Below are 26,593 nucleotides of genomic sequence, written 5' to 3' on the forward strand. Positions count from 1 at the left end.
CGCAGAGCGTGGGAGCGATCAGCGTGGGAGCGATCATTACATCACCGGGAAATGAATCCGGAACGCCGCTCCGCCCAACGCTGAATCGCCCAAGGTCAGCTTGGCGCTGTAGCTCTCGATAATGTCCTTGACCACCGCCAACCCAATTCCCTGGCCCGGATGCTGTCGATCCAGCCGCTCACCCCTTTGCAGAATCCGCGCACGCTGATCCGGTGGCACGCCCGGCCCGTCGTCTTCAACGCACAGCTCAATCCCGCTCAGGGTTTCGCGCACGCTGATGCGCACTTCGCTCAGGCACAGGCGATAGGCGTTTTCCAGCAGGTTGCCCATCATTTCCAGTAAGGCGCCCTGCTCGATCGGCACGTAACACTGTTCCGGCAAATCGAAAGCCACCCGTACACGCTTGTCGCGGTAGACCTTGTCCAGCGTATCGCACAGGCTTTGCAGCACCGGGCGCAGGCGTACCTGATGGCGCACCAGGCCGCTTTTGCGCAGGCTGGCGCGCTGCAATTGATAGCTGATCTGCTGGCTCATGCGTTCGATCTGCGATTGCAGGACCCAGGCCTGATCACGATCAGCCGGGCGCTGGGCCATGTCCTCGCTGACGCTTTGCAACACGGTCAACGGGGTTTTCAGGCTGTGGGCCAGGTCGTCGAGGGAATCACGATAGCGGCTGCGTTGTTCTCGCTCGCTGTGCAACAAACGGTTGAGGGAGCCGGTCAGGCGCAGCAGTTCGCGGGGGTGTTCTTCGCTGAGGCTTTGGCGGGTGCCGCTTTCAATTTCGTCCAGTTCCTGGCTCAGACGGCGCAAGGCCTGCAAGCCCCAGGTCAAACCGATCCACAGCAACGCCAGCAACACCAGCAGTGCCGCGCCGAAACCGAGGTAGAGATTTTCTCGCAGGCCTTCAACGGTGACTTCGTACTCGCGCACCGGTTGCAGGGCGACGATGCTGAACGCGGCGCTTTTGCCGCCCAGCAACTTGACTTCGACGTCGTAGACGAAGAACTCCTGGCCGTTGGCTTCGCGAATCCGCGCAAATTCATTACCGCGACCGTCGTAGCGCGGTTTGTAGTTGATGTTTTCTTCCTGGGTGGCTTTCGAACGCCAGACCAGATGCCCTTCGCGATCGTAGATGTAGCCGAGCAAGCGGCTGTCGGTGAGGTTGAAACGCTCATCGGGCAACTGCAACGGCATCTGCAAGCGGTTGTTTTCCACCCGTGCGGCGGAGATCAACGTGGTGACGTCCGAGGCCAGGCGTTGCTCGATGGAATCCTGCAACGCCAGGCTGAACGCGCCCTGCATCGCCGGCAGCAACGCCAGCATGAACAACACCGCCAGCAAAGTGGCGGCGAGCATCAAGCGAACACGAAGGGAACGAATCAAGTGCAGCGCTCATTGAACAGGTAGCCGAGGCCACGCACGGTATCGATCGGCTTGAACCCCGCCGGACCTTCGAGTTTGCGGCGCAAGCGGCCGACCAGCACTTCGATCACATTCGGATCGCGCTCGTCGTCGTCCGGGTAGAGCTGCTCCATCAAGCGGTCCTTGGCCACCACTTGCTGGTGATGACGCATCAGGTACTCGAGAATCCGGTACTCGTAGGCGGTCAACGCCAGCGGCTGTTCGTCGAGGGACGCCTGCTTGCGATTGAGGTCGAGCAGCAGCGGCCCGGCGACAATTGTCGACTGGGTGAAGCCGCTGGAGCGGCGCAACAAGGCGTTGAGCCGGGCGTCCAGTTCTTCGAACTGGAACGGCTTGACCACGTAGTCGTCGGCGCCGGCGGCCAGGCCTTCGACCTTGTCCTGCCAGTTGCCACGCGCGGTGAGGATCAGGATCGGAAAGGTCTTGCCCCGGGAGCGCAGCTGACGAATCAGGTCGAGCCCGCCCATGCCCGGCAGGCCGAGGTCGATCACCGCCAGGTCATGGTTGAACTGCTCGGTCTGGTACAGCGCCTCTTCGGCGTTGGCCACGGACTCGACCACGTGGCCGCTATCTGTCAGGCGGGTTTGCAGGTGATGGCGCAACAGCGCTTCATCTTCGACGACCAGCAGTTTCATAATGCTCTCCCGGGCAAAACTACATCTCCAGAGGTACGTGCGCGCACCTCGATGGCTAACATGGCGACGCCGGATCACCCTTTTTGGGTGACCCGGCGCAGGTCTGTCGCGAACTGCTTTTAGAAAGCGTAGTTGGCAGACAGGTACGTCTGGGCGCTGCTGTTCAAGGCCAGCGACCCTTGTTTGCTACCACCGCGCTCGCTCATTTCGGTGCTGGCATTGCTGCGCAGGTAACGGTAACCCAGCTCGACCGAGGTGTTTTGCGAAACTTGCTGCAACACACCGACCTGGCCGCCGAGGGCGTAACCGATGTCGCTGTCGCGGCTGAAGCCTGGGGACTCTTGAGTCATTTTGGTGATACCGGCCGTGGCACCGCCAAACAGTTTGGTGCTGCCGCCTACCGGGTAGAACAAATCGTAGCTGCCCAGCAGGTTTTCCTGCCGCAGTTTAATGCCATTGTGCGAGCCCGACACATTGTCGTAAGTGGCGTAGTAACGGCCCTGGCTGTTTTGCTGGCCCAGACGCACACCCCAAGTGGTGTCTTTGCCGATCACGCCGTCGGCGTTCGGGCTATTGAGGTTGTCATTCAAGGCGTGGGATTTATTCACCTTGTCGCTGGTCTGGCCGAGGGTCAGGCCGGCGAAGGTGCCGTCGGTGGCGTTGGCCGCAGCGCTGGCGCCGAAGACAGCAAAAGCCAGAAGCAGTTTTTTCAATCCAGTCATAGGAAGTTTCCTTATGCGTTATCGCTTTTTGGGTACGGGGCAAGGTTACTCACCCCCCCCTGAACTCCCCCTGAACGCACTCTGAACCTAAGCTGAATCAAATCGACTAGGCTCAATTGACGACTTTCTTTGCAGGAGAACCGACCATGCGCATGTTCCTAGCCCTCGTCTTGCTGGCCGTGAGCGGGCTGACCCAGGCTGCGATCAAGACCCAGGAAATTCCTTACCAGAGCACCGACGGCACGAAGATGATCGGCTACTACGCCTATGACGACGCGATCAAAGGCCCGCGTCCGGGTGTGGTGGTGGTGCATGAATTCTGGGGACTTAACGATTACGCCAAGCGCCGCGCCCGGGATTTGGCCGGGTTGGGTTACAGCGCGTTGGCCATCGACATGTACGGCGGCGGCAAGAACACCGAGCATCCAAAGGACGCCATGGCGTTCATGCAAGAGGCGCTGAAAGACAGCGCGGTGGCCAGCGCTCGCTTCCAGGCCGGGCTCGACCTACTGAAGAAACAGCCGCAGACCGATCCGAACAAACTCGCGGCCATCGGCTATTGCTTCGGCGGTGGCGTGGTGTTGAATGCGGCGCGTCAGGGCTTACCTTTGAAGGGCGTGGTGAGCTTCCACGGTGCGCTGGCGACCAATACACCGGCGACACCGGGCAGCGTGAAGGCGAAAATCCTTGTCGAGCATGGCGCCAGGGACAGCATGATCACCGCAGCCAACGTGGCGGCTTTCAAATCAGAGATGGATAAAGCGGGGGCTGACTATAAGTTTGTCAGCCTGGCGGACGCCAAGCATGGATTCACTAATCCGGATGCGGACCGGTTGGGTCATGGGGATCACGGCGGGCCGGATATTGGCTACAACAAGGCGGCGGATGAAAGTTCGTGGGCGGACATGAAAGCCTTCTTCAAGAAAATATTTGGCTAACACCCTGATCGTTCCCACGCTCTGCGTGGGAATGCAGCCCGGGACGCTCCGCGTCCCTTCGCGGATGTGACGCGGAGCGTCACTGGATGCATTCCCACGCAGAGCGTGGGAACGATCGGCGTAGGGCTACCCACCGTCAACCCAACCCGGCAAAATGCCCGACATGAATCCCGCCCCCGCCCTACCCGCCTGCTGCACCCCACTCGACGCCCATTGGCCGCTGCCCTTCGTGCTGCCCGATACCGTGCTGTTGAGCACGCACTTCGACACCTCGCAACTGGCCATCGATGACTTCCAGCGCAGTGCCATCGCGCCGCCGGCGAGCATTCAGCGGTCGGTGGCCAAGCGTCAGGCGGAGTTTCTCGCCGGACGAATCTGCGCCAGGGCGGCGTTGCAACAACTGGACGGGCTGAGTTTTATCCCGGCGATAGGCGAAGACCGCGCGCCGGTCTGGCCTGCGCACATCACCGGTTCGATCACCCACAGTACTGGCCGGGCCGCGGCGATTGTCGCGAACAAGGCGCACTGGCGCGGCCTGGGTATGGACCTGGAAAACCTGCTCAATGTCGAACGGGCGGAACGCCTGGCCGGTGAAATCCTCACGCCGCCGGAATTGCAGCGCATGGCCGCGGGCGGGAGCGAGCATTTGGCAATGCTGGTCACCCTGACCTTTTCGGTGAAGGAAAGCCTGTTCAAGGCGCTGTATCCGATCGTTCAACAGCGCTTTTATTTCGAGCATGCGGAAGTGCTGGAATGGACCGTGGAGGGTCAGGTGCGGTTGCGCTTGCTCACCGACTTGTCCAGTGAATGGCGGAACGGGACGGAGCTGGAAGCGCAGTTTGGGGTGCAGGATGGGCAGTTGTTGAGTTTGGTCAGTATCAAGGCTTGAAACTCACCCCCTGTAGCCGCTGGCGAAGCCTGCGTTCGGCTGCGAAGCAGTCGTAAATTCTGCGCACGCGGTTTACCTGAAACACGGCGGTGTCTGGTTTAGCGACTGCTTCGCAGCCGAACGCAGGCTTCGCCAGCTGCTACAGGTGTTCGTCAGGCTTCGCCAGCTGCTACAGGTACTTGTTAAGCCTTACCGCTTCTCCTGATTGCGCGGCCAACTCAAACTGAAGCACGCCCCACCCAGACTTTTGCTCTTGCTGATCAGCGCCCGCCCGCCGTGCCAATGGACGATCCGCCGCACAATCGATAAACCCAAGCCATGCCCGCCAGACGCGCGGGTGCGGCTGTCATCGAGGCGCAGAAACGGGGTGAAGATTTTCTCCCAGGCCACTTCCGGCACGCCCGGCCCGTCATCCTCGACATCCACGCGACAGCGCAACTGCCCCACCTGATAACTCACGGTCACCCGCGATTGCGCATGGCGCATGGCGTTGCTGACCAGGTTCTGCAAGGCGCGGTGCAGGTAGCGCGGCTCGGCTTCGACCCAGGCATCGTCGCAATCGGCGGCCGACAGGCACAACCCGCGCTGCACCGTGACTTCCGCGCGCAACGGCGCCAACTCTTCGATCACCTGATTGACCAGTGCATCCAGATCGACCCGCTGGAAATTCAGCGCCGGTGAACCCTGCTCCAACCGGGCGTAGGTGAGCATCTCGTCCACCAATTTATCGAGGTCCTCGATGTCGTGGTCCATGCCTTCGCGGTATTTTTCCAGGGCCTGGGGCGTGGTGGCCGAGCCGATCATTTCCAGGCCAAACCGCAGGCGCGCCACCGGGGTGCGCAGTTCGTGCGACACCGCGCGCACCAGTTCACGCTGAATCGCCAGCAACTGCTGCAGGTGCTCGGCCATGCCATTGAACGCCGAGGCCAGGCGCCCGACCGAATCCGCGCCGCGTGCCGGCACGCGGGTTTCCAGGCTGCCCTTGGCGATGCGCGTGGCGGCGGCTTCGAGACCACGCAAGCGGCGCTCCAGTTGCCGCACCAACAGGTAAACGATCAAACCGATCAGCGTCAGGCTAAACGCGGCGATCAGCACCAGCCACTCCGGTGGATAAGGGTTCATCTGGAACAGCGGGCCAATTTCCAGCACCCACGGCGTGCCGACCATGCCGGCAAACACCCGGATCGAATCGCCGCCCTTGCCCAGCGCCATCACCGTGTCGCCTTCGGACACCCGACGACTCTGATCCTCGTCCATGTCCGCCTGCTCGACCTTGACCAGCCTCAGGTCGAAACCAAAGCCTTTGTCTTCCTTCAATTGCGCCAAACGTGCGGGTTGTTCGGCGACCGGGTAGCGCACCAGTTCGTCGGCCAACAGGTAAATGGTCGCCCGGGCCAGTTGTTCGCTGATCTGCTGGACTTCGCCGGTGAGCACCAGTTGTTCCTTGTCACTGACCAAACGGTAAACCTTCGCCGCATGCGGCCCGGTCTGTTCCACCAGCGCCTGGCCGCGCAGCACGCGGGTGCGCTGGGTCAGGTCGAGGTCGGTCTGAGAAAAGGTTTGCAACGCCAGGGGAATGCCCAGCAGGCGCTCCCACACCAGCAACGCGCGATGGCGCTCGGTTTCGTTCATCGGTTGCAGGTTGTCGGCCATCAGCGAGAACGTGCCGTGGGCCAGGCGTTCGCGGTATTGCTCGCTGCGCACCTGGTTGAGCAGGTGCAACGCCAGCACGCCGAGCACCGCCACCAGGATCAGCGCCGCGCACATGCCGCCGTAGATGCGCAGGAAGATCGAATTCACAGCGGCAGGTCTACGCAGGCTTCCGGCACGAACAGGTAACCTTTGCTGCGCACGGTCTTGATCAGCCGTGGATGATCCGGGTCATCGCCGATTTTCGGGCGGATACGTGAGATGCGCACGTCGATGGAACGGTCCTGGCCGTCGTAGCCGATGCCGCGCAGGGCGGTGAAGATTTCTTCCCGGGACAGGATGCGCCCGGCGTTCGCCACCAGCAGCCATAACAGGTCGAACTCGGCGCTGGTCAGTTCGATGCCGTGGTCATTGAGCCAGGCTTCACGCAACGCGTTGTCCACCACCAGCGGGCCGAACTGCAATCGCCGGAGTTTTTCCGGGGCCACTTCCGGCGCTTCGCTGCGGCGCAACAAAGCCTGGATGCGCGCCAACAACAAGCGCGGGCGCACCGGTTTGCAGACGTAGTCGTCAGCGCCCAGGTCCAGGCCGAGAATCTGATCGGTGTCGTCGGTGCGGGCGGTGAGCATCAGGATCGGGCCGTCGTACTTGTCGCGCACCTTGCGGCAAATGCTCAGCCCGTCTTCGCCGGGCAGCATCAGATCGAGGATCACCAGGTCCGGCTGCTCCTTGATGATCCGTGCGGCGGCCAGTGCGCCATCGCCTTCGATGGATACGCGCAGGCCATTGGCTTCCAGATAATCGCGGGTCAGTTCGGCCAGACGCTGGTCGTCCTCGACAATCAATACCTGCCAGGCTTCTTGCTGCTCCACGGGTGACCTCTGCTTGCCAACAACACTAATAAGGAAGGATCCGCCCGTCTTTTTGTAATGATTGGGGAGGATAAGAATGCGTGTGCACCGGCCGATTGTATAAACGCCGGCCGCAGAGAAAACAAGTCGGCAAATGCGTTCGGACAACCAGGAATTATGTGGTAGGGTTCGCGCCCTTAAAAATCCAAACGGCTGTTTTCAATCATTGAAAATCGATGAAAAACGGCTCGATCCAGCAGCGTCGCGGCTTACACGCTCGTTCCACCTTTCACCCACAATTTACGCACAGGTTTATCCACAGGTAGTACGTTGCAACACTCCCCAAAACGCACTATCTTGTACCCCGGCGCTAAAAAAACCCTACATGTAGGGTTTTAGCTTAAAAGCCCAACCACATTTCAGACCAGAAACTCAAGCGCTTTATTGCCTGTTTACGGTTGAACCAAGCGAGATTTTCAAAGCCCAAACCACACAAGTGGATGGCACCGTTTTTTCAGGCCTGTGCGGCCAGAACGGTACGGGTGTTGCAGTCATAACTGGCACCCAGAAAGGAATCCGGTTTCGAGCCCAGGCTCGCAGCCAAAGACTTCGGCAAGGAAGCTGCGTTATTAGCCTTTTTCCTACTGCCCAGAAGTCGTTATGCCCGACACCCGTCGGTTGTAGTGCTTCAGGACAGAACGGTGGGCACCGTGATGGTGCCCAAACAAACATAGAGAATGTGGAGACAACCCCCCATGCAAACCGACACAACTCGCGAGAACCCGCAGGGCACCTTGCCGCAGGCTGCTGATTCGTCTTCGGATCTGTCCGCCACCGCGCCTGGCCAACTGCGCGTGATCAAGCGTAACGGCACTGTCGTTCCTTACACCGATGACAAAATCACCGTCGCCATCACCAAAGCGTTTCTCGCAGTTGAGGGCGGCACCGCTGCTGCCTCGTCGCGAATCCACGACACCGTTGCCCGCCTGACCGAACAAGTCACCGCGACCTTCAAGCGTCGCATGCCTTCGGGCGGCACCATCCACATCGAAGAAATCCAGGACCAGGTCGAACTGGCCCTGATGCGTGCCGGCGAGCAGAAAGTGGCCCGCGACTACGTGATCTACCGTGACGGTCGTTCGAAAGAACGCGCTGCCCACGCACCGGCCGAGGAAGCAGTCAACGCTCACCCGTCGATCCGCATCACCCGCGCCGACGGCACCTTTGCTCCTCTGGACATGGGCCGCCTGAACACCATCGTCACCGAAGCGTGCGAAGGTCTGGAAGAAGTCGACGGCGACCTGATCCAGCGCGAAACCCTGAAAAACCTGTACGACGGCGTGGCCCTGACCGACGTCAACACCGCACTGGTGATGACCGCCCGTACGTTGGTTGAGCGTGAGCCGAACTACTCGTTCGTGACCGCCCGCCTGCTGATGGACACCCTGCGTGCCGAAGGCCTGAGCTTCCTGGAAGTTGCCGAAAGCGCGACTCACCACGAAATGGTTGACCTGTACGCCAAGGCCCTGCCTTCGTACATCGCCAAAGGTATCGAATACGAATTGCTGAACCCGATCCTGGCCACCTTCGACCTGGAAAAACTCGGCAAGGCGATCAACCACGAACGCGATCAGCAGTTCACGTACCTGGGCCTGCAAACCCTGTACGACCGTTACTTCATCCACAAGGATGGCGTGCGTTTCGAACTGCCGCAGATCTTCTTCATGCGCGTGGCCATGGGCCTGGCGATCGAAGAGAAGAATAAAGAAGACCGTGCGATCGAGTTCTACAACCTGTTGTCGTCCTTCGACTACATGTCCTCGACCCCGACCCTGTTCAACGCCGGCACCCTGCGTCCACAGCTCTCCAGCTGCTACCTGACCACCGTGCCGGATGACCTGTCGGGCATCTATCACGCGATCCACGACAACGCCATGTTGTCGAAATTCGCGGGCGGTCTGGGCAACGACTGGACGCCGGTTCGTGCCTTGGGTTCGTACATCAAGGGCACCAACGGCAAATCCCAGGGCGTTGTTCCGTTCCTCAAAGTAGTGAACGACACCGCCGTAGCCGTTAACCAGGGTGGCAAGCGCAAAGGCGCTGTGTGTGCCTACCTGGAAACCTGGCACATGGACATCGAAGAGTTCATCGAGCTGCGCAAGAACACCGGTGATGACCGTCGTCGTACCCACGACATGAACACCGCCAACTGGATCCCTGACCTGTTCATGAAGCGCGTCTTCGATGACGGCCCGTGGACCCTGTTCTCGCCATCCGAAGTTCCGGATCTGCACGACCTGACCGGCAAGGCTTTCGAAGAGCGTTACGAGTACTACGAAGCCCTGTCCCAGTACCCAGGCAAGATCAAGCTGTTCAAGACCATCCAGGCCAAAGACCTGTGGCGCAAAATGCTGTCCATGCTGTTTGAAACCGGCCACCCATGGCTGACCTTCAAAGACCCGTGCAACCTGCGCAGCCCGCAGCAGCACGTGGGCGTGGTCCACAGCTCGAACCTGTGCACCGAGATCACCTTGAACACCAACAAGGACGAGATCGCCGTTTGCAACCTGGGCTCGATCAACCTGCCGAACCACATCACCAACGGCAAGCTGGACACCGCCAAGCTGGAACGCACCGTGAACACCGCCGTTCGCATGCTCGATAACGTTATCGACATCAACTACTACTCGGTGCCACAAGCGAAGAACTCCAACTTCAAGCACCGTCCGGTCGGTCTGGGCATCATGGGCTTCCAGGACGCTTTGTACCTGCAGCACATCCCTTACGGTTCCGACGCTGCCGTCGAGTTCGCCGACAAGTCGATGGAAGCGGTCAGCTACTACGCGATCCAGGCTTCCTGCGACCTGGCTGACGAGCGCGGCGCTTACGAGACGTTCCTGGGTTCGCTGTGGTCCAAAGGCATCCTGCCGCTGGATTCGCAACAGATCCTGATCGAGCAACGCGGCCAGAAGTACATCGACGTTGACCTGAACGAATCCCTGGACTGGGCACCGGTTCGTGCCCGCGTTCAGAAAGGCATTCGTAACTCCAACATCATGGCCATCGCACCGACCGCGACCATCGCCAACATCACTGGTGTATCGCAGTCGATCGAACCGACCTACCAGAACCTCTACGTGAAATCGAACCTGTCGGGCGAATTCACCGTGATCAACCCGTACCTGGTTCGCGACCTGAAGGCTCGCGGTCTGTGGGACTCGGTCATGATCAACGACTTGAAGTACTACGACGGTTCCGTGCAGCAGATCGAGCGCATCCCGCAAGAACTCAAAGAGCTCTACGCGACCGCGTTCGAAGTGGACACCAAGTGGATCGTTGACGCGGCCAGCCGTCGTCAGAAGTGGATCGACCAGGCTCAATCGCTGAACCTGTACATCGCCGGCGCTTCGGGCAAGAAGCTGGACGTGACTTACCGCATGGCTTGGTACCGTGGCCTGAAAACCACTTACTACCTCCGTGCCCTGGCCGCGACCAGCACCGAGAAGTCGACCATCAACACCGGCAAGCTGAACGCTGTTTCCAGCGGCGGCAACCATGGCGAAGATTCGGTCCTGGCCGCTCCGGCAGGTCCAGCTCCAGTGCCGAAGGCTTGCGCCATCGACGAGCCGGATTGCGAAGCTTGCCAATAAGCTGAGCCGGTAGGCGCTGCAAGGCGCTTACCTGAAACCCCCGATGAGCCTCTGGCTGGTCGGGGGTTTTCTTTTGCCCCCTCTTCAAGATCAAAAGATCGCAGCCTCGTTTCACTCGACAGCTCCTACACGGGATCGCATTTCAACGTAGGAGCTGTCGAGTGAAACGAGGCTGCGATCTTTTGATCCATAACTGACAACCACAAAAAAGCCCCTCATGTGAGGGGCTCTTGGTAAACCGCTACAACCCAACCGGCATCAGGTCATCTGAATGATGGTCTGCATGATGGTGCTCTGGGTGGAGATGGTCTTGGCGTTCGCCTGGTAGTTGCTTTGCGCCTTGATCAGGTTGACCAGCTCGTTGGTCAGGTTGACGTTGGACTCTTCAAGGGAGTTGGACTGGATGGAACCCAGGGTGCCGGTTTCCGGAGCGTCGTAGCCCGGGATACCCGAGGCGAAGGTCTCTTTCCAGCTGGTGCCGCCAACCGCCTGCAAGCCTTGTTCGTTAGTGAAGCTGGCCAGCGCAACCTGGCCGATGGCCTTGTTCTGATTGTTGCTGAAGTTGGCGAACAAGGTGCCGGTGCCGTCGATGGTCAGGTTGGTGATCTGGCCGGTAGCGTAACCATCCTGGGTCGGAATCGTACGCGAGGTGTCAGCGTTGTACTGAGTGGTCTTGGCCATGGAAATGGTTATGCCACCCGGGTTGGCCCCAGCGCCGTTGGCCTTCCAGGTGCCATTGGTCACGGTGCCTGGCACCCAGCCAGTCATTTTCAGGTCACTGCTGATGGTCGGGGTCGTAGCCGGCGGGATCGGGGGCGTGCTCACCTGCAGCAAATTACCATTGGTGTCGAATGTCAGCGTCGAGGCTACCGGAGGGGTGACGGTTGGATCACTGCCAGTCGCGTCCGGGTTACGACCGTCCACCAGGGTGTAGACCTTCCAGGTATTGGCACCGGTTTTCACCACGTACTGATCCATGGGGTGCATGTTGCCCTGGCTGTCATAGATCGGGGTGGTGAACTGTTTGGTGTAAGACGCCGTCTTGGTCGGGTCGAATGGAACACCCGTGGCCACCGTGTTATCAACCGGCAAGGATGTCGAGTTCAAGTTGATCGACGAAGTCACCAACGTAGTCGTCTTCGGCGCCAGGTTCGAGGTGTCGAGTTTCAGGTCAGTCAGCACGCCATTGATGATCTTGCCATTGGCATCCACGCCGTAGCCTTGCAGGCGGGACGTCTGGTCGCTGTTGGTGATGAAACCGTCCTTGTCGACCTTGAACGTACCGTTACGGGTGTACGACAACGAACCGCTATTGCTCAGGGTGAAGAAACCCGAACCGTTGATGCCCATGTCCAACACGTTGCCGGTGTTGTTGACGTCACCCTGGGTGAACTGCTGGGAAACGTTGGACAGGCGCACGCCGCTGCCGACGACCTTGCTGCCGCTGCCGAGCTTGGTCGCCGAGTAGACGTCTTCAAACTCTGCACGGGAGGATTTGAAACCGGTGGTCGCGACGTTGGCGATGTTGTTACCGGTCACGTCCAGTTGTTTGTTGGCTGCATAGAGACCGCTAAGGCCGATATTGAAAGACATATTCCACTCCTTTGTGCCGGGTTAGTCGGCTCTATATACCAATGGTTTGAACTTTGGACAGGGCGACCGGGCCCAGGCCCGCGAGGTTGAGCATCAGCTCGCCACCCGTCTGGCTGAGGGTCACGCTGTTGACCGTGGCCGGCAGGTACACCGCCAGATCCGTCGCCTTGCCGTCGATCGGCGTACTGGCCTTGATGGTGTAAGCGCCGACCGGAACGGCGGTGCCGCTCGAATCCTTGCCATCCCATGTGAAGCTGGAACTGCCGACGGCCCGGGAGCCCAAGTCGATGGTTCTGACAGTCTTGCCGTCTTTGTCGGCAATGGTCACGGTGCCGCTGGCGATCGACGAAGTCAGGTTCACCGAGCCGTTAACCGGCTTGGTCGGATCATCGATCTGGATATTGTTGGTCTGCACGATCACGGAACGGCCAACCAGGGACGAAGCCTGCAATGCCTGGGAAGAGTTGTAGTTGCCGGCGATCGAGCTGACCGTGTCGTTCAGCGTGGTAATGCCTTCCAGGCTGCTGAACTGCGCCAACTGCGCCACGAACGCACTGTTGTCCTGCGGATCCAGCGGGTTCTGGTTTTTGAGCTGGGTCACCAGCAATTGCAGGAACGCATCTTTGCCCAGCGTCTGGCTGCCGGTCGCGCTATTGGTCGCGGAGGCAATGCCGTCACCCGTGGAGCTGCTCGTCTTGACGGAAGAGTTCGCCAGGATGTCGTTGATGCTGAGGCCGCTGGTGGAATCGGTAACACTCATCTGAGTCGCCCCTTATCACTGACCGAGGGTCAGGACCTTCTGCATCATGGTTTTGGCGGTGTTCATCATTTCGGCGTTGGTCTGGAACGAACGGCTCGCGGAAATCATGTCGGCCATTTCTTCGACGACGTTGACGTTCGGGTAGTAGACGTAGCCCTTGGCGTCGGCGGCCGGATGGTTCGGCTCGTAGCGCGCTTCAAGGTTGCTCTGGTCTTCGACCACGCCCAGCACTTGCACACCTTGACCGGCGGCGTCCTGGCTCTGGAACAGCGAATCGCTGCCGCCGCTCTGGCCACCCTGGAACATGGTGGCGAACACCGGGTGACGGGCGCGATAGGTCTGGTCGATGCTCGACGAGACGGTTTCGGCGTTGGCGATGTTCGAGGCGACGGTGTTCAGGCGAGTGGTCTGGGCACTCATGCCGCTACCGGCGATGTTGAAAACACTGGCGAGGGACATGACTTACTCTCCACGCAGGGCTGAAACCAGCCCTTTGAATTTGCTGTTGAGCAGGGTGAAGCTGGCCTGGAAGCCGACGGCGTTTTCCGCGTAGTTCGACTGTTCCAGTTGCGCGTCCACGGTGTTCTGGTCGATCGACGGTTGCATCGGCGTGCGATACAACAGCGACTCGTCGCCATTGCCCAGGCCTTCAGCTTCGATATGACGGCTGTTGGTCATGTTCAAGGCGAAAGAACCGCTCTTGGTTTTCTCGTTCTGCGCGGCAAGCACTTTGGAGAAGTCCAGATCCCGAGCCTTGTAGTTCGGGGTGTCGGCGTTGGCGATGTTGTTGGCCAGGACTTCGGCACGCTGGGCGCGGAAGCCCAGGGCTTGTTCGTGGATACCGAGCGCTTTATCGAAGCTGATGCTCATGTCGGGAAACCTTCGGGTGACCTGATTTTTCGTAACTGGAACATAGCAAGCGGCGTGCCAATTCAAAAAACCCCGTAAACCGGGGCTTTGCGGGCATCGGCAAGGCGGCAATGCCAGAAAAGCGGCAACCGATTTCCGCCGTCTGCCGCTTTTCTGCCGCTTTCCTGAATCGCGCGCCGCCCCGTAGGAGCTGCCGCAGGCTGCGATCTTTTGATCCTGGTTTTTAAAATCAAGATCAAAAGATCGCAGCCTGCGGCAGCTCCTACGTGATGCAAAAGCGGCAGGCATAAAAAAACGGGAGCCCCTGAGGACTCCCGTTTTTTGCTACCGCCAGCGAATCATTTCGCCTGGTAAATGATCCCCGGGCTGCACTGGACCATCTGGTAATGATCCGGCAAACCGTTCAGCGCCTCGGAAGCGCCAAGGAACAGATAACCGCCCGGCTTCAACGTGCTGTGAATGCGCAACAGGATGTCCTTCTTCACCTCGGCGGAGAAGTAGATCAGCACGTTGCGACAGAACACGATGTCGAACTTGCCCAGGGCCGCGTAACTGTCCAGCAGGTTGAACGAGCGAAATTCCACCCGGCTTTTGATCGGCGCCTTGATCGCCCAGCGGCCCGGCCCTTTCGGGTCGAAGAAACGCTGCAGGCGTTCGGGTGACAAGCCGCGACCGATCGCCAGGCTGTCGTACTCGCCGGTCTTGCAGTTGGTCAGCATGGTGCCGGACAGGTCGGTGGCAACAATCTGCACACCCATCTTCAACTGGCCCATGTTGGTCCGCTCGAACTCGTCGATCGACATCGACAACGAATACGGTTCCTGGCCCGACGAGCAAGCTGCCGACCAGATGCGCAGGCGTTGACCGGGAGCAGCCTTGATCGCTTCGGGCAGCACCTTGTTCTTCAAGACTTCAAACGGATAGGTGTCACGAAACCACAGGGTTTCGTTGGTCGTCATGGCATCCACCACCATTTCGCGCAAACCACTGCGCGGCTGGGTCTGGATGCGCTGGACCAGTTCACCCAGGGACTTGATGCCTTGCTGTTCCATCAGTTTGTTGAGACGGCTCGAAACCAGGTACTGCTTGTTTTCACCGAGCAAAATGCCACAGGCTTTTTCCAGGAAGACCCGGAACTGTTCGAAATCCAAATTACCCGTAGACAAAGATACCGCCTCTTAAATCGTGTTGACCGCCAGGGGCAAAAGGCCCCTAGCTGATGTCTGCTGCTTTGATCCGGTCGACTACCCGGGATGCCAGGTCATCAGGACGGAATTTGGCAAGGAAGTCATCGGCACCGACTTTCTTGACCATCGCCTGATTGAACACACCCGACAACGAAGTATGCAGGATGATATGAAGCTTTTGCATGCGAGGGTCGTTGCGGATCTCGGCCGTCAGGGTGTACCCGTCCATCTCCGGCATCTCGATGTCGGAAATCATCATCAGGAACTCTTCTTCCGGCTTCTTGCCCTCATCGACCAGCTTGCGCAGGTAATCCAGCGCCTGCCGACCGTCGTTCAACGCCACCACTTCGACGCCGACCGTTTGCAGGCAACGCGAGACCTGCTTACGCGCCACCGACGAGTCATCGACCGTCAACACCCGCAAGGACAACGCCTTGTGCTGGGTTTCGACATCGACCACACCGACCGAAATCGCTTCCGGTGTCGGTGCAACCTCCGCCAGGATCTTTTCGACGTCGATGATTTCGACTAACTGATTGTCGACCCGAGTCACAGCCGTGAGGTAATGATCGCGTCCAGTGCCCTTGGGTGGCGGATGAATCTCCTCCCAGTTCATGTTGACGATGCGCTCTACCGACCGGACCAGGAAACCCTGGGTCTTGGTGTTGTACTCCGTGATGATCACGAAGGGATTGCTTTGATCGAGCAACCGACCGGAACCGGTCGCCATCGCCAGATCCAGAATAGGAATGGTCGCCCCACGAATATTTGCCACACCGCACACGACGGGACTGGACTTGGGCATCAAGGTCAGTTTGGGGCATTGCAGCACCTCACGAACCTTGAACACGTTGATCCCGTACAGTTGCTGGCCGTCGAGACGGAACAACAACAGCTCCAGGCGATTCTGCCCTACCAGTTGCGTGCGCTGGTTTACCGAATCCATTACACCAGCCATGCCCAGACTCCTACACCAACAACGCTAAGTTGTGTTGCGACGCACATTCATCACTAAACGGCACGGCGCTTGCTTTTTAACCCGTATGAACGAACAAACGACATTTTTCCGACGCCTGACATCAAACTACCGCAAATTGCTTTGCGTGGTGTCGGCCGTTTGCTTTTTACCCGTTGGCAGCCCTGCCGTTGCTGATGCGGTTACCTTGCCTGACATGCTTATCGGCGTCACTCAGGGCTTTCTTGAATTCACCGTAGAAGACTATCTCGCTACCAGTCAAACGGAAGGTCGCTACGAAATCGAGGTCAAACAGCTCGATCCACGCCTGCGCATGCCCATGTGCGACAAGGAATTGACAGCCTCACTGGAGAGCCCCGCCACCCCGATCGGCCGGGTTACAGTCAAGGTTCGCTGCGAGGGCAGCTCCCCGTGGACAGTGTTCGTACCCGCTCAAGTGCGCCTGTTTCGAGACGTTGTCACTACCACCCGCCCTCTCAAGCGCGCGGGCATTATCGAACCTGCCGACGTCACTTTGCGCGAGCGGGACATCAGTCTGATCAACCAGGGGTATTTCACCTCGGTCGACCAGGCCATCGGACAGAAACTTACCCGACCAACGGTCGGCGATCAGGTCATTACCCTCGTCCATCTGGAACAAGCAGAAGTGGTGCGCAAAGGCGACCAGGTGGTGATTACCGCCCGCAGTGGTACGCTCAGTGTGCGCATGCCGGGTGAAGCGCTCTCCAATGGCGGGCTGGCCGAGCAAATACGGGTTAAAAACCTCAATTCCATGCGAGTCATCAAGGCGCAAGTCACCGCGCCGGGCCAGGTGGAAGTGTCTATGTAGAGGACAAGCTATGGCGCTCTGGCAGGCTGTTACCTAAACTGTGCCCAAGCAGCGCTGGCGCATGCAGCTCATTGAATAAATGAGCCTAAAGTTTTCGCAGGTATTGCCGAAAACATGGCAAGCGTCCAAATACCCAGAGGTTTTTTATCATGGTCATCGATTTCAGCCGTTTGAACAGCTCCTCGTCACTTACGGGCAGTACACGTACCAGCGTTGCCAAGGAAACCGCCGACGCCGGCAAATCCGCGCCGCTGACTACCCCGGCCGAACAGGCCAGTACCGTCAAAAGCGGGGAATCGGTACATCTCAGCAATGAGGCTCAACAGTTGCAGAAGGTCACTGACAAGCTGCGCGATCAGCCTGCCGTCGACAACGCCCGTGTGGCCGAGTTGAAAGCAGCGATTGCCGATGGCAGCTATAAAGTCGACAGCAGCCGTGTAGCCAGCAAACTGCTCAACTTCGAAGCCCAGCGCTAGGCCATCGCCTGCGCCAGGCTTTTGGACGCTTAAAACCCAAGGCCAGCCATGCACGACACTAATCTACTGCAACTGATCACCGACGACTTTGCTCCAGCGCAACGCTTGCTGGAGTTACTGCAAACCGAGTCCCTCGCCTTGCACGGTCGCGACATGCCACTGCTCGAAGAGATTCTGGCGCAGAAACAGGCATTGATCATTTTGCTCGAACAGCATGGCCGCAAGCGCAGCGAAATCCTCGCCAGCCTCAACCTGCCCATCGATCGCCACGGCCTGGAGCAACTCGCCAGCCATTCGAGCATCGGCGATCAGTTGCTGGAGCAGAGCGACGTACTGACCGATCTTCTGGCTCAATGCCAGGCGGCCAACGTCAAGAATGGCCAGTCGATCCTGATGCAGCAGGCCGCCACGGCCAATCAGCTGAAAATCCTCACCGGTGGCGAACCTCCAGCGCTCTATGATGCCCGCGGCTCAACCGCCAAGCTTGCGAAGCCACGCCCGCTCAGTCAGGCATGAGTCCGCCAATTGAGCACACCCTATCAAGACGCGAAACATGCTGGCAGAATGCTGGCTAGTAGTCATATTTTGTCTGGAGATTGATGAACCGTGTTCAATGCCTCAAGCGCGGAAGACGCTCCGCAACCACCCAAGGTGCTCACCACACCCCTGGAAATCTCCGGCAACCTTCGCCAGTTGCAAGACAGCCATGATCCGCTGATCATCACGTTCCACGAACGCAGCCAGCGTTTCCAGAGCTATCTGGTGGACCTCGATCGTGACAGCAACATGATGGCCCTGGATGAAATGATCCCCCGCGATGGTGAACGCTTCCTGCTGGCCGGCGAACCCTTTCGGGTCGAAGGCTTCCATGACGGCGTGCGCATTGCCTGGGACAGCAACGGTCCGCTGACCATCGACGAGTCCGGTGGCGGTCGTTGCTATCGTGGTGCGCTGCCTTCCGAAGTGGTCTACCACCAGCGTCGCAATGCCTTTCGTGCGGCGTTGAAACTGGCACAACTGGTCAATGTCGAACTGGGCGGAGAAAAGCTCAAGGCACCGGTCAACGGCAAGTTGCTGGACATCTCCGCCACCGGCTGCAAGCTGCGCTTCGAGGGCGACATCACCTCCAGCCTGCAACTGGGCCAGGTCTACGACCGTTTCGTCGCTGCCCTGCCCTTCGGCAGCATGACCGCCCCGGTTGAACTGCGTTACCTGCACTTCGAAGAAAGAATCTCCACCACCTTCGCCGGCGTCCGCTTTCACAACATGAGCGGCCTGGTGCAACGGCAGGTGGAGCGCTTCGTCTACCAGCTGCAACGCGAAGCCCGGCGCTTCGACAAAGACGACATGTAATACGCCGCGGCAATAAAAAACGGGCAGTCCCTTGCGGTGACTGCCCGTTTTTTTATGCCTCGATTTTAAGGCCTGGCCTCGGTGAAGCTTTGTTCGCGACCGCTGTCCGGGTCTTCGGGATCTTGCGGATCTGTCGGCTCTTCCGGAGTTGGATCGGGTTCAGGCTCTGGTTCCGGCTCGATCGGATTCTGCATCTGATCCTGCACCACTTGCTCATCCACCCGCGGGTCGAGGGCCGCCACCAGCGGTGAACTCGACATGCTATCGGGCATGGCCACGTGATGCAGCGGTGCATCGTCGACCACATGCAGATTGGTCACCGCTTTCGGGCGAATCCGCCACACCAGCACCAGCGCGAAGAAACTGAAGAAGGCATACAGCATGTGGCTACCGAACAGTTTCATCAGCACCCCGGCCACCAGCGGCCCGATACTGGCGCCGACACCGTAGGTCACCAGCAACATCGCCGTCAGGGACACCCGGCGATCACCCTCGACGTGGTCATTGGAAAACGCCACCGCCAACGGGTACAGGCAGAACTGCACCAGCGAACAGAGGAACCCGGCGATGAACAGCACCTCCAGCGGCACCTGCTGCATGATCGCCAGCGGCAACGCGGCCAGTGCCAGGCAAAAAGCAAACGTGCGGATCAGCAGCGCCCGGTCATAACGATCGGACAACCAGCCCAACGGCCACTGCACCACCAGCCCGGCAAAAATGCAGCTACCCATGAACAGACCGACCTGCTCGGTCGACAGCCCCTGCTGCGAGGCATACAGCGGCGCCAAGCCGTAGAACGAGCCGACGATCAACCCCGCGCCCAACACCGTGCTCAACGACTGTGGCACGCGCTTGATAAAGAACCGTGGCTCCATCGGTGCCGGATGCAAAGGCGCCGGGTGAATGCGTCGAGTCAGGGCCACCGGCACCAGGCACAACGCGAAGCACAGGGCGACCAGCATCAGCAGTTCCAGACCGAGGGCCGGGTGCAGGACCAGGATCAATTGACCCAACACCAGCCCCAGGTACGAGGCAATCATGTAGCCACTGAACACCAGGCCACGTTGCTTGGCCTCCGCCTGCTCATTGAGCCAGCTTTCGATCACCATGTACTGGCACATCATGCCCAGGCCGACGATGACCCGCAGAAACAGCCAGGCGGGCAGCCAGTCGATCAAGCCGTGGCCCAACACCGCCGCGCCGACGATCCCGGCACACGCCGCGTAAGCGCGAATATGCCCGACCCGGGCAATCAATCGGTGACCGATTTTGCCGCCCAGCACCAGGCCAAAATAGTTGGCCGCCATCAACGCACCGACCCATAGACCATCCACATGGTCGGCGGCCAGGCGCAAGGCCAGATAGGTACTTAACAGACCAGAGCCGATCAACATCATCAGCGAGGCGAAATACAGTGCTCGAAAGGATTTCCAGATTTGGCGCATCGGCGTTCCGAGCGGCTCCTTGCAGTGGGATCGGGCTATCGAAAACGATAGCCCGAAGACGACGGATCGTCAGGCCTGGGCTGCTAAAACACGCCGTTCCCAGGGAGTTATTTCATCAAAGAAGCTGGTCAACTCCATGGACTTCGAAGCGATGTAGCCTTCGATGAACTCCTTGCCAAACAGTTCCTTCGCCAATTGGCTACGTTTCAGACGTTCAAGGGCTGCGTGCAAGGTACATGGCAACGAAAGATTATCCGGCACCACGAATTCGCCCTGGATGGCCTCGCTTGGTTCGAGTTCGTTTTCGATACCGTACAACCCCGCAGCCAGGCTCGCGGCAATCGCCAGGTACGGGTTGGCATCCGCGCCGGGCAAGCGATTCTCGACCCGACGGGCCACCGGCGAACTTGCCGGAATGCGCAAACCCGCAGCCCGATTGTCGTGGGACCAGCAGGCATTATTCGGTGACGCGAACGGGTGGCACAGGCGCTGGTAAGAATTCACGTTCGGCGCAAACAAGGCCGTGAAGTCTGCCATGCCGGCCTGTTGACCACCGATAAAATGACGGAAGGTCGCCGTCGGTTCCCCGGCCTTGTCACTGAACACGTTACGCCCGCTGCCGATCTCGACGATGCTTTGGTGAATGTGCATCGAACTGCCCGGCGTGTGGGCCAACGGCTTGGCCATGCACACCACCGTCAGGCCGTGCTTGAGCGCGACTTCCTTGAGCAGGTGCTTGAACAGGAAGGTCTGGTCGGCCAGCAACAGCGGATCACCGTGCAGCAGATTGATCTCGAACTGACTGACGCCCATCTCGTGCATGAAGGTGTCGCGGGGCAAGCCCAGGGCTGCCATGCATTCGTACACTTCACTGAAGAACGGCCGCAATCCATTATTGGAACTGACACTGAACGCCGAATGACCGTCCTCGCGACGCCCGTCCAAACCCACCGGCGGCTGGAACGGTTGCGTCGGGTCAGGGTTAGGCGCGAAGACAAAGAACTCGAGTTCGGTTGCCACCACTGGCGCCAGGCCTCGTGCGGCATATCGGGCGATAACGGCTTTGAGTTGCCCGCGAGTCGATAGCGAGGAACTCTCCCCGGTCAGCTCGTCCGCATCGCAAATGGCGAACGCCCGGGGCTGTTTGCTCCAGGGTAAGCGATGGATCTGCGCAGGGTCCGGCACCAGCGCCAGGTCGCCGTCATCGCTGCCGTAAAAGCGCGCTGGCGGATATCCGCCCATGATGCATTGCAGCAGCACTCCCCGCGCCATCTGCAACCGTCGCCCTTCGAGGAAACCCTCGGCGGTCATTACTTTGCCCCGTGGTACGCCGTTCAAATCCGGCGTGACACATTCAATCTCATCAATGCCCGTCAATCGCTGAGCGAGTGAACGCTGGCCATCGGTTGTCATGACGCAATCCTTGTTGTTGTGCGAGCCGCGAACGGCGACCCGTACAAAATAGGCTCCACCCGTTCGGAATATCAAGCATCGGCGAACAAAAAGCAGGACAAGGTCGTAAAGCGGTAAAGGCGACGTCAGGGCAGGTAGAGACTGAAGACGCCACCACCCAGCGGGCCGCCATTGCTGATTCGGGTATAGCCGCCGACGCCATTGCGCTGATGCAGCGCCGCGATCCGTCCGGCGAAGTACAGGCCCAGGCCTGTGCTGCCGGTGCTGTGGTTGATGCCCTGCACATAATCGGCCTGGCGTTCGATCATCTCGGGCGGATAGCCCTCGCCATCGTCGTTGATGATGATCACCAACTGACCAGCATCATCGCTGACGGTGATCAACAGCGCATCACGGGCGTAACGGATTGCATTGTTGATGCAGTTGGCCAGCACCGAAGCGACCAGTTCCCGATCGAAGAAGCCCAACGGGCTCAGCGGATCGACTTCGTACGTCGCCATGATGCCGCGACTGGTGAACACCTCTTGATGCGCCGCCAATTGCGCTTCAATGAAGTCATCCAGTTCATGGTAAGCCGGCTGCAACGGCATCTGGTTGACGCCGAGCTTATAGAGCCCCAGCAACTGCACCAGCATGCCATTGAGGTGGGCGAATTCGAAGTCGATGACACCCTGCTCCCTGGAATGCTGCTGATCGGGCAAGCGCGCCAGCCATTGGCTGTGGGCCTGCATCAACATGGCCAAAGAGTTTTTCATGTCGTGCACAGTAGAGGCGATTACCGTAGAGAAATCGAGTGCCTGTTCGCTGTCGCTCATTCGCCAAACGCCTTGCTTCGCAGCTTCTGATAACGGGAAAAACGCGGGTCGGTATCGGGCATCAGGCCAACCGTTTTCAGGCAGGCTCGACACTCTTCAAGTTCCACCGAAGGAGCGCTGGCGTCAGTGCCATGCAGCAGCGACTGCGCCATGTTCAACGCAATACTGATGTTCTTTGGTTGCAGCGCCAGGGCTTTGCGGAACACGTCTCGCGCTTCCACCAGGTTGCCGGTCTTGTACACCCGCACGCCCTGCCGGTTGAGATCGGCAGCAGCGTTACCGGCATTGAGGATCGTCGGGTCGTCGGTCAACTTGGCGATGCCCTTCATCACCGAAGGGTCGTCACCGTAGATCTCTGCACAGTTTTTCAGCATCGACGCACCTGCAGTGGCCTGCCCGAGCATTTGCAGTTGCTTGGCCACCAGCAGCGCCGCTTCGGCACTCATGAATTGCTCCATGCCATCGAGGCGCATCATTGCTTGTTCGGTGAGCTTCTCGGCGGTCTCGGCATCATTGAGCAGCAGGCTGGTGGCTTTCATCAGCCGCGCACGAATCTGCAGGCCGGGGTCGGAAGGGTTTTCCTTGGCCACCGCGCTGAGGGTCGTGTTGATTTCCAGACGGGTCCGGGTATCCAGGCCCTTTTCACTGCCTTTGCTGATCAAGGCATGGGCCAGGCCAAGGTTGCTTTCCGCATCCTTGAAGCGGGACTGGGCACCTTGCGCCACTGCCTGACGATAAGCTTTGGAAGCCGTGTCAAAATCTTCGTTGGTCATCGCCAACTTACCCAGCAATGCTTGCCGGCGCACTGCCAATGGCGACAGTCGAATGGCTTCCTCCAACACACGCTGAGCGCCCTTGGTATCGCCTTCGGCGACCAGCACATCAGCCATGCCGTCATAGAGCGCAGGCATCATCGGAAACACCTTCAGCGCTTTTTCGTAAACGCCTTTCGCCTGGCCGACCTGCCCGCGTTTGAACAACAACTTGCCCAGCCCGGCAAACGCCCATGGCAAAGGCCGATCAGCAATGATGCTGTCGTAGAGACGCTCCAGCGCCTCGTTCTGGTTCAGGTCGCGCAGGGCATCGGCGCGATAACGCAGGCACAGCGGCGAGTAGCGGATGTCCTGTTTGCACAACGCGATACAAGCGTTGAGCACCTCGACCGGTTTACCGCGATCAAGCGCCTGCAGGATCGGCTTGAGCAACGTCTTGCGCTGTACCAGCCGCTCCAGTCGTTGGGCCAGGCCAGAGCGGTTGAACGGTTTGGTCAGGTAAGCATCGGGCTCGTGCTCAAGGGCACTGAGTACCATGGCCTGACTGGTCTCGGCAGTGACCATGACGAATACGCTTTCATGGCTGATCAGCTTCTCGATCATCAGGTCCTCGAGCACCTGCTGACCGTTCTTCTTGCCATCGCCCAGGTGAAAATCCTGCAGGATGAAATCGTAGGACTTCTGCGCACACATGCGCAGCGCCTGTTCACCGGTATCAGCGGTGTCGACATCCTTGATGCCCAGTTCCCGCAGCATGGACCTGACGGAGCTGCGGAAATCCGAGAAATCATCGACGATCAGAAAACTCTTTTGGTGATACGACAGCATCGAAGATTTCCAGGCAATTTAAGAAGAACAACCCAAAGACAGATACACAGCTTCGCTGCCCCTTTTGGCGCGCAGATGATAACTGCAGGCCAAAGGCTATCAAGCGATTTCTCTAGTTGCCGCACGCAAAGAGAACAGCGACCGTTCGGGTTATCGGCCAGTAGTGGCATTCCCTTGAAGCGGTGGGCGTATAAACGTGCATTGGGCTGCGCCGATGCTGGCCTTGATGCACACTTGGCTTGCGACGTACTTATTCTATGAACTCAAGGTCTGATTACTGTGTACACCAAAGGACGCTGCATTTTGTCTGCTTGTGCTCTGCTATCTACCCCGCATGCACTGGCGACTGGAATGGACTGTACAAAAGCGGCAAGCGCCGTTGAGAAAACCATCTGCGCGAGTACAGCGCTGTATGCACTGGATACGCAAATGGGAGAGGCTTACCGCGCGTTGGTCCATGCCAACCTTCAGGCACAGCCTGAACTGAGAAAAGCCCAGCGCATATGGCTGAAAACGCGCGATCAGTGTGCCGACAATCAGGCTTGCCTCGATCAGAGCTACCGCGAGCGCGTTCAGTCATTGCAAAAGCAATTGAGTGAAGCCGCCGCCTACAAACCTTTAGACGTCGACAAGTTAGCTGCAGAAGATCTGCGACAAGCCATACAAACAGCGAGTAACGCCAATACGGAATTTCCGTTGGAGCGAACGCTTGAATTGCTTGCGATCAAAACAGGCACTTCTCAGTTCTCAGATGTGGAAGATGAAGACGCCTCTGCAGATGAAGCTCATTTTCCAAAGACGACTCCAAAGGGTGTTACGAAAGATGAGTGGAAGGCTCTCACCGCTTCCAAAATTGAAGGGGCCAGCGAGTCCGGGAAAAGCTCTTATACCTTAATGGATCTGGACGGTGATGGACGGCGGGATCTTATCGTCGACACCTACACAGGTGGCACTGGCTTATTTTCTTACGTAGAAACATATCACCGCGCGGGAGATGTGTTTGTCAGGAGGACAAGTGCTCTCGATTCTGAGTCGAGTTCTGGCAGCTCCCTTCTTTCCATCAATGATCGTGGAGCAAACCAGTCCGTGGACTGGATAAACCTTCGTGGCCGTGTGTATGCAGCCTACCGAAACAGCTACTACGGTGTTGATCAGCTTTATCTCCTCAATCCTCTCGAGATAACAGGCGCAGTGCCCATTGTGACGGTTCACTACCGATATGAACTGTCTGTCCCCAAGACTCAAAAAGATGAAGCCAGCGACACGAGCATTACTTTGGACGATGCCCTGCATCGGGCACTCACTCAGGCATTGGGCAAAATCAGCAAAACAGAAGCGAAAGATGTAGGCGAACAGAAAGAACCCCTCTGCCCTATTCCCCTTTCCGGGGAAGGTGACGGTGCCTATTACGGTTATGGCCCTGGACACTACACTTTTGAAATTGTCGGGGATCTGCCTGTCGTCATTAGGAACCAGTGCTACATCGGAAGAATGATGGATTGGTTTGGGGGTTACAGCGCCAAGAATGGACTGGAAGCGCAACTGGTGCTGCGTAAACCAGATAGAGAGGAAACCGAACTTACCTACCAAGTGAATGGCAAACGCCGAATGACCAATGTGGCCACCTCTCAGGGTAAAGTCGAGGGGGACAACGGCGGCTAGTTGGTTGCCCGTGATCCTTTCGATTTGCGGACGCAAAAAACCCCATCAGTTGATTCTGATGGGGCTTTTTTTATTTTCGCTTTTCACCGCGCCACTTTCCTGCGGGCAAAACAAAACCCCTACCTGGATACGCAGATAGGGGTTTCGGAATTTAATCTTGACGATGACCTACTCTCACATGGGGAAACCCCACACTACCATCGGCGATGCATCGTTTCACTGCTGAGTTCGGGATGGGATCAGGTGGTTCCAATGCTCTATGGTCGTCAAGAAATTCGGTAGCCAGGTCGTTCACCTTTCGGTTTACGCTCCAGCGAATGGGTATGTGACAGATTTGTGTGTTTTTTTGCTGCGAACTTTCGGTTCATTGCGTCTTCACACACCGCAATCTGGCCTTTCGACGCAAATTGCTTGGGTGTTATATGGTCAAGCCTCACGGGCAATTAGTATTGGTTAGCTCAACGCCTCACAGCGCTTACACACCCAACCTATCAACGTCGTAGTCTTCGACGGCCCTTCAGGGGACTCAAGGTCCCAGTGAGATCTCATCTTGAGGCTAGTTTCCCGCTTAGATGCTTTCAGCGGTTATCTATTCCGAACATAGCTACCCGGCAATGCCACTGGCGTGACAACCGGAACACCAGAGGTTCGTCCACTCCGGTCCTCTCGTACTAGGAGCAGCCCCTCTCAAATCTCAAACGTCCACGGCAGATAGGGACCGAACTGTCTCACGACGTTCTAAACCCAGCTCGCGTACCACTTTAAATGGCGAACAGCCATACCCTTGGGACCGGCTTCAGCCCCAGGATGTGATGAGCCGACATCGAGGTGCCAAACACCGCCGTCGATATGAACT

Annotated in this window: 23 protein-coding genes and 2 rRNA genes (1 of these 25 cut by a window edge); 8 read left to right on the forward strand and 17 right to left on the reverse strand. The window is 58.6% G+C overall.

The features are described 5' to 3' along the window. Positions 1-36 precede the first annotated feature (36 nt). The 3 genes from ACA071_RS23475 to ACA071_RS23485 all read right to left on the reverse strand — a co-directional run bounded on the left by ACA071_RS23475 (position 37) and on the right by ACA071_RS23485 (position 2,779). Positions 37-1,383 (reverse strand): ATP-binding protein, encoded by a 1,347-nt coding sequence (locus ACA071_RS23475; protein WP_497641336.1) that lies wholly within the window; start codon positions 1,381-1,383, stop codon positions 37-39. After that, positions 1,380-2,057, reverse strand: a complete 678-nt coding sequence (locus tag ACA071_RS23480) for a response regulator (RefSeq protein ID WP_008029360.1) — start codon at positions 2,055-2,057, stop codon at positions 1,380-1,382. Before ACA071_RS23480 ends, ACA071_RS23475 begins: the two co-directional genes overlap by 4 nt. 119 nt (positions 2,058-2,176) lie before the next feature. After that, positions 2,177-2,779, reverse strand: coding sequence for a putative outer membrane beta-barrel protein (locus ACA071_RS23485; protein WP_497641337.1), 603 nt, complete (start codon positions 2,777-2,779; stop codon positions 2,177-2,179). 146 nt (positions 2,780-2,925) lie between these two features. Between ACA071_RS23485 and ACA071_RS23490 the strand changes: the two genes are divergently transcribed. After that, positions 2,926-3,717, forward strand: coding sequence for a dienelactone hydrolase family protein (locus ACA071_RS23490; RefSeq protein WP_497641338.1), 792 nt, complete (start codon positions 2,926-2,928; stop codon positions 3,715-3,717). A gap of 163 nt (positions 3,718-3,880) precedes the next feature. Further along, positions 3,881-4,606 carry a 4'-phosphopantetheinyl transferase family protein gene (locus ACA071_RS23495; protein ID WP_497641339.1) on the forward strand — a complete coding sequence of 242 codons (726 nt, stop codon included), beginning with the start codon at positions 3,881-3,883 and terminating at the stop codon, positions 4,604-4,606. A 189-nt stretch (positions 4,607-4,795) separates the two neighbouring features. Here ACA071_RS23495 and ACA071_RS23500 read toward each other — a convergent pair whose 3' ends face one another. Both ACA071_RS23500 and ACA071_RS23505 read right to left on the reverse strand, forming a co-directional pair. After that, positions 4,796-6,406, reverse strand: coding sequence for an ATP-binding protein (locus ACA071_RS23500; RefSeq protein ID WP_169373545.1), 1,611 nt, complete (start codon positions 6,404-6,406; stop codon positions 4,796-4,798). Next, positions 6,403-7,128: a response regulator gene (locus ACA071_RS23505; RefSeq protein ID WP_497641340.1), complete on the reverse strand. Its 726-nt coding sequence runs from the start codon at positions 7,126-7,128 to the stop codon at positions 6,403-6,405. The genes ACA071_RS23500 and ACA071_RS23505 overlap by 4 nt, the downstream gene beginning before the upstream one ends. Before the next feature lie 734 nt (positions 7,129-7,862). On the opposite strand from ACA071_RS23505, the gene ACA071_RS23510 reads away from it, so the two are divergent. Next, positions 7,863-10,757, forward strand: coding sequence for a ribonucleoside-diphosphate reductase subunit alpha (locus tag ACA071_RS23510; protein ID WP_497641341.1), 2,895 nt, complete (start codon positions 7,863-7,865; stop codon positions 10,755-10,757). A 258-nt stretch (positions 10,758-11,015) separates the two neighbouring features. Here ACA071_RS23510 and flgE read toward each other — a convergent pair whose 3' ends face one another. The 6 genes from flgE to ACA071_RS23540 all read right to left on the reverse strand — a co-directional run bounded on the left by flgE (position 11,016) and on the right by ACA071_RS23540 (position 16,125). Further along, complete coding sequence (gene flgE, locus ACA071_RS23515) at positions 11,016-12,350, reverse strand: flagellar hook protein FlgE (protein ID WP_497641342.1); 1,335 nt, start codon at positions 12,348-12,350, stop codon at positions 11,016-11,018. Positions 12,351-12,381: 31 nt separating this feature from the next. Next, positions 12,382-13,110 (reverse strand): flagellar hook assembly protein FlgD, encoded by a 729-nt coding sequence (gene flgD / locus ACA071_RS23520; protein WP_497641343.1) that lies wholly within the window; start codon positions 13,108-13,110, stop codon positions 12,382-12,384. Positions 13,111-13,125: 15 nt separating this feature from the next. Continuing rightward, positions 13,126-13,569 carry a flagellar basal body rod protein FlgC gene (flgC, locus tag ACA071_RS23525; RefSeq protein ID WP_133840425.1) on the reverse strand — a complete coding sequence of 148 codons (444 nt, stop codon included), beginning with the start codon at positions 13,567-13,569 and terminating at the stop codon, positions 13,126-13,128. Positions 13,570-13,572: 3 nt separating this feature from the next. Further along, a complete protein-coding gene (gene flgB, locus ACA071_RS23530) occupies positions 13,573-13,980 on the reverse strand; it encodes a flagellar basal body rod protein FlgB (protein ID WP_169373539.1) in 408 nt (135 codons plus the stop codon). Between the two features lie 338 nt (positions 13,981-14,318). Continuing rightward, positions 14,319-15,146: a protein-glutamate O-methyltransferase CheR gene (gene cheR, locus ACA071_RS23535; protein WP_054054816.1), complete on the reverse strand. Its 828-nt coding sequence runs from the start codon at positions 15,144-15,146 to the stop codon at positions 14,319-14,321. A 46-nt stretch (positions 15,147-15,192) separates the two neighbouring features. Continuing rightward, the gene (locus ACA071_RS23540; RefSeq protein WP_497641344.1) at positions 15,193-16,125 is read right to left on the reverse strand and encodes a chemotaxis protein CheV; all 933 of its coding nucleotides are present in this window, start codon (positions 16,123-16,125) and stop codon (positions 15,193-15,195) included. Positions 16,126-16,210: 85 nt separating this feature from the next. Between ACA071_RS23540 and flgA the strand changes: the two genes are divergently transcribed. The 4 genes from flgA (at position 16,211) to ACA071_RS23560 (ending at position 18,801) form a co-directional block, all read left to right on the forward strand. After that, a complete protein-coding gene (gene flgA / locus ACA071_RS23545) occupies positions 16,211-16,972 on the forward strand; it encodes a flagellar basal body P-ring formation chaperone FlgA (protein ID WP_497641345.1) in 762 nt (253 codons plus the stop codon). A gap of 149 nt (positions 16,973-17,121) precedes the next feature. Further along, positions 17,122-17,448: a flagellar biosynthesis anti-sigma factor FlgM gene (flgM, locus tag ACA071_RS23550; protein WP_497641346.1), complete on the forward strand. Its 327-nt coding sequence runs from the start codon at positions 17,122-17,124 to the stop codon at positions 17,446-17,448. Positions 17,449-17,496: 48 nt separating this feature from the next. After that, on the forward strand, positions 17,497-17,964 hold the full coding sequence (locus ACA071_RS23555) for a flagella synthesis protein FlgN (RefSeq protein ID WP_497641347.1): 468 nt from the start codon (positions 17,497-17,499) through the stop codon (positions 17,962-17,964). A gap of 90 nt (positions 17,965-18,054) precedes the next feature. Then, on the forward strand, positions 18,055-18,801 hold the full coding sequence (locus tag ACA071_RS23560; RefSeq protein WP_497641348.1) for a flagellar brake protein: 747 nt from the start codon (positions 18,055-18,057) through the stop codon (positions 18,799-18,801). 65 nt (positions 18,802-18,866) lie between these two features. On the opposite strand, the gene ACA071_RS23565 is transcribed toward ACA071_RS23560, so the two are convergent. The 4 genes from ACA071_RS23565 to ACA071_RS23580 form a co-directional block, all read right to left on the reverse strand. After that, positions 18,867-20,246, reverse strand: coding sequence for an MFS transporter (locus ACA071_RS23565; protein ID WP_497641349.1), 1,380 nt, complete (start codon positions 20,244-20,246; stop codon positions 18,867-18,869). 69 nt (positions 20,247-20,315) lie between these two features. Next, positions 20,316-21,557 (reverse strand): glutamine synthetase family protein, encoded by a 1,242-nt coding sequence (locus ACA071_RS23570; RefSeq protein WP_497645375.1) that lies wholly within the window; start codon positions 21,555-21,557, stop codon positions 20,316-20,318. A 227-nt stretch (positions 21,558-21,784) separates the two neighbouring features. Further along, the gene (locus ACA071_RS23575) at positions 21,785-22,474 is read right to left on the reverse strand and encodes a sensor histidine kinase (RefSeq protein ID WP_497641350.1); all 690 of its coding nucleotides are present in this window, start codon (positions 22,472-22,474) and stop codon (positions 21,785-21,787) included. Further along, positions 22,471-24,075 (reverse strand): response regulator, encoded by a 1,605-nt coding sequence (locus ACA071_RS23580; RefSeq protein ID WP_497641351.1) that lies wholly within the window; start codon positions 24,073-24,075, stop codon positions 22,471-22,473. Before ACA071_RS23580 ends, ACA071_RS23575 begins: the two co-directional genes overlap by 4 nt. A 351-nt stretch (positions 24,076-24,426) precedes the next feature. Here ACA071_RS23580 and ACA071_RS23585 point away from each other — a divergent pair, with 351 nt between their 5' ends. After that, the gene (locus ACA071_RS23585; RefSeq protein ID WP_497641352.1) at positions 24,427-25,737 is read left to right on the forward strand and encodes a lysozyme inhibitor LprI family protein; all 1,311 of its coding nucleotides are present in this window, start codon (positions 24,427-24,429) and stop codon (positions 25,735-25,737) included. 155 nt (positions 25,738-25,892) lie between these two features. On the opposite strand, the gene rrf is transcribed toward ACA071_RS23585, so the two are convergent. Both rrf and ACA071_RS23595 read right to left on the reverse strand, forming a co-directional pair. Further along, positions 25,893-26,008: ribosomal RNA gene (gene rrf / locus ACA071_RS23590) — 5S ribosomal RNA — on the reverse strand. Positions 26,009-26,159: 151 nt separating this feature from the next. After that, positions 26,160-26,593 (reverse strand): 23S ribosomal RNA (locus tag ACA071_RS23595) (it continues 2,458 nt past the right edge of the window).

Source organism: Pseudomonas sp. LBUM1646, from assembly GCF_059716165.1.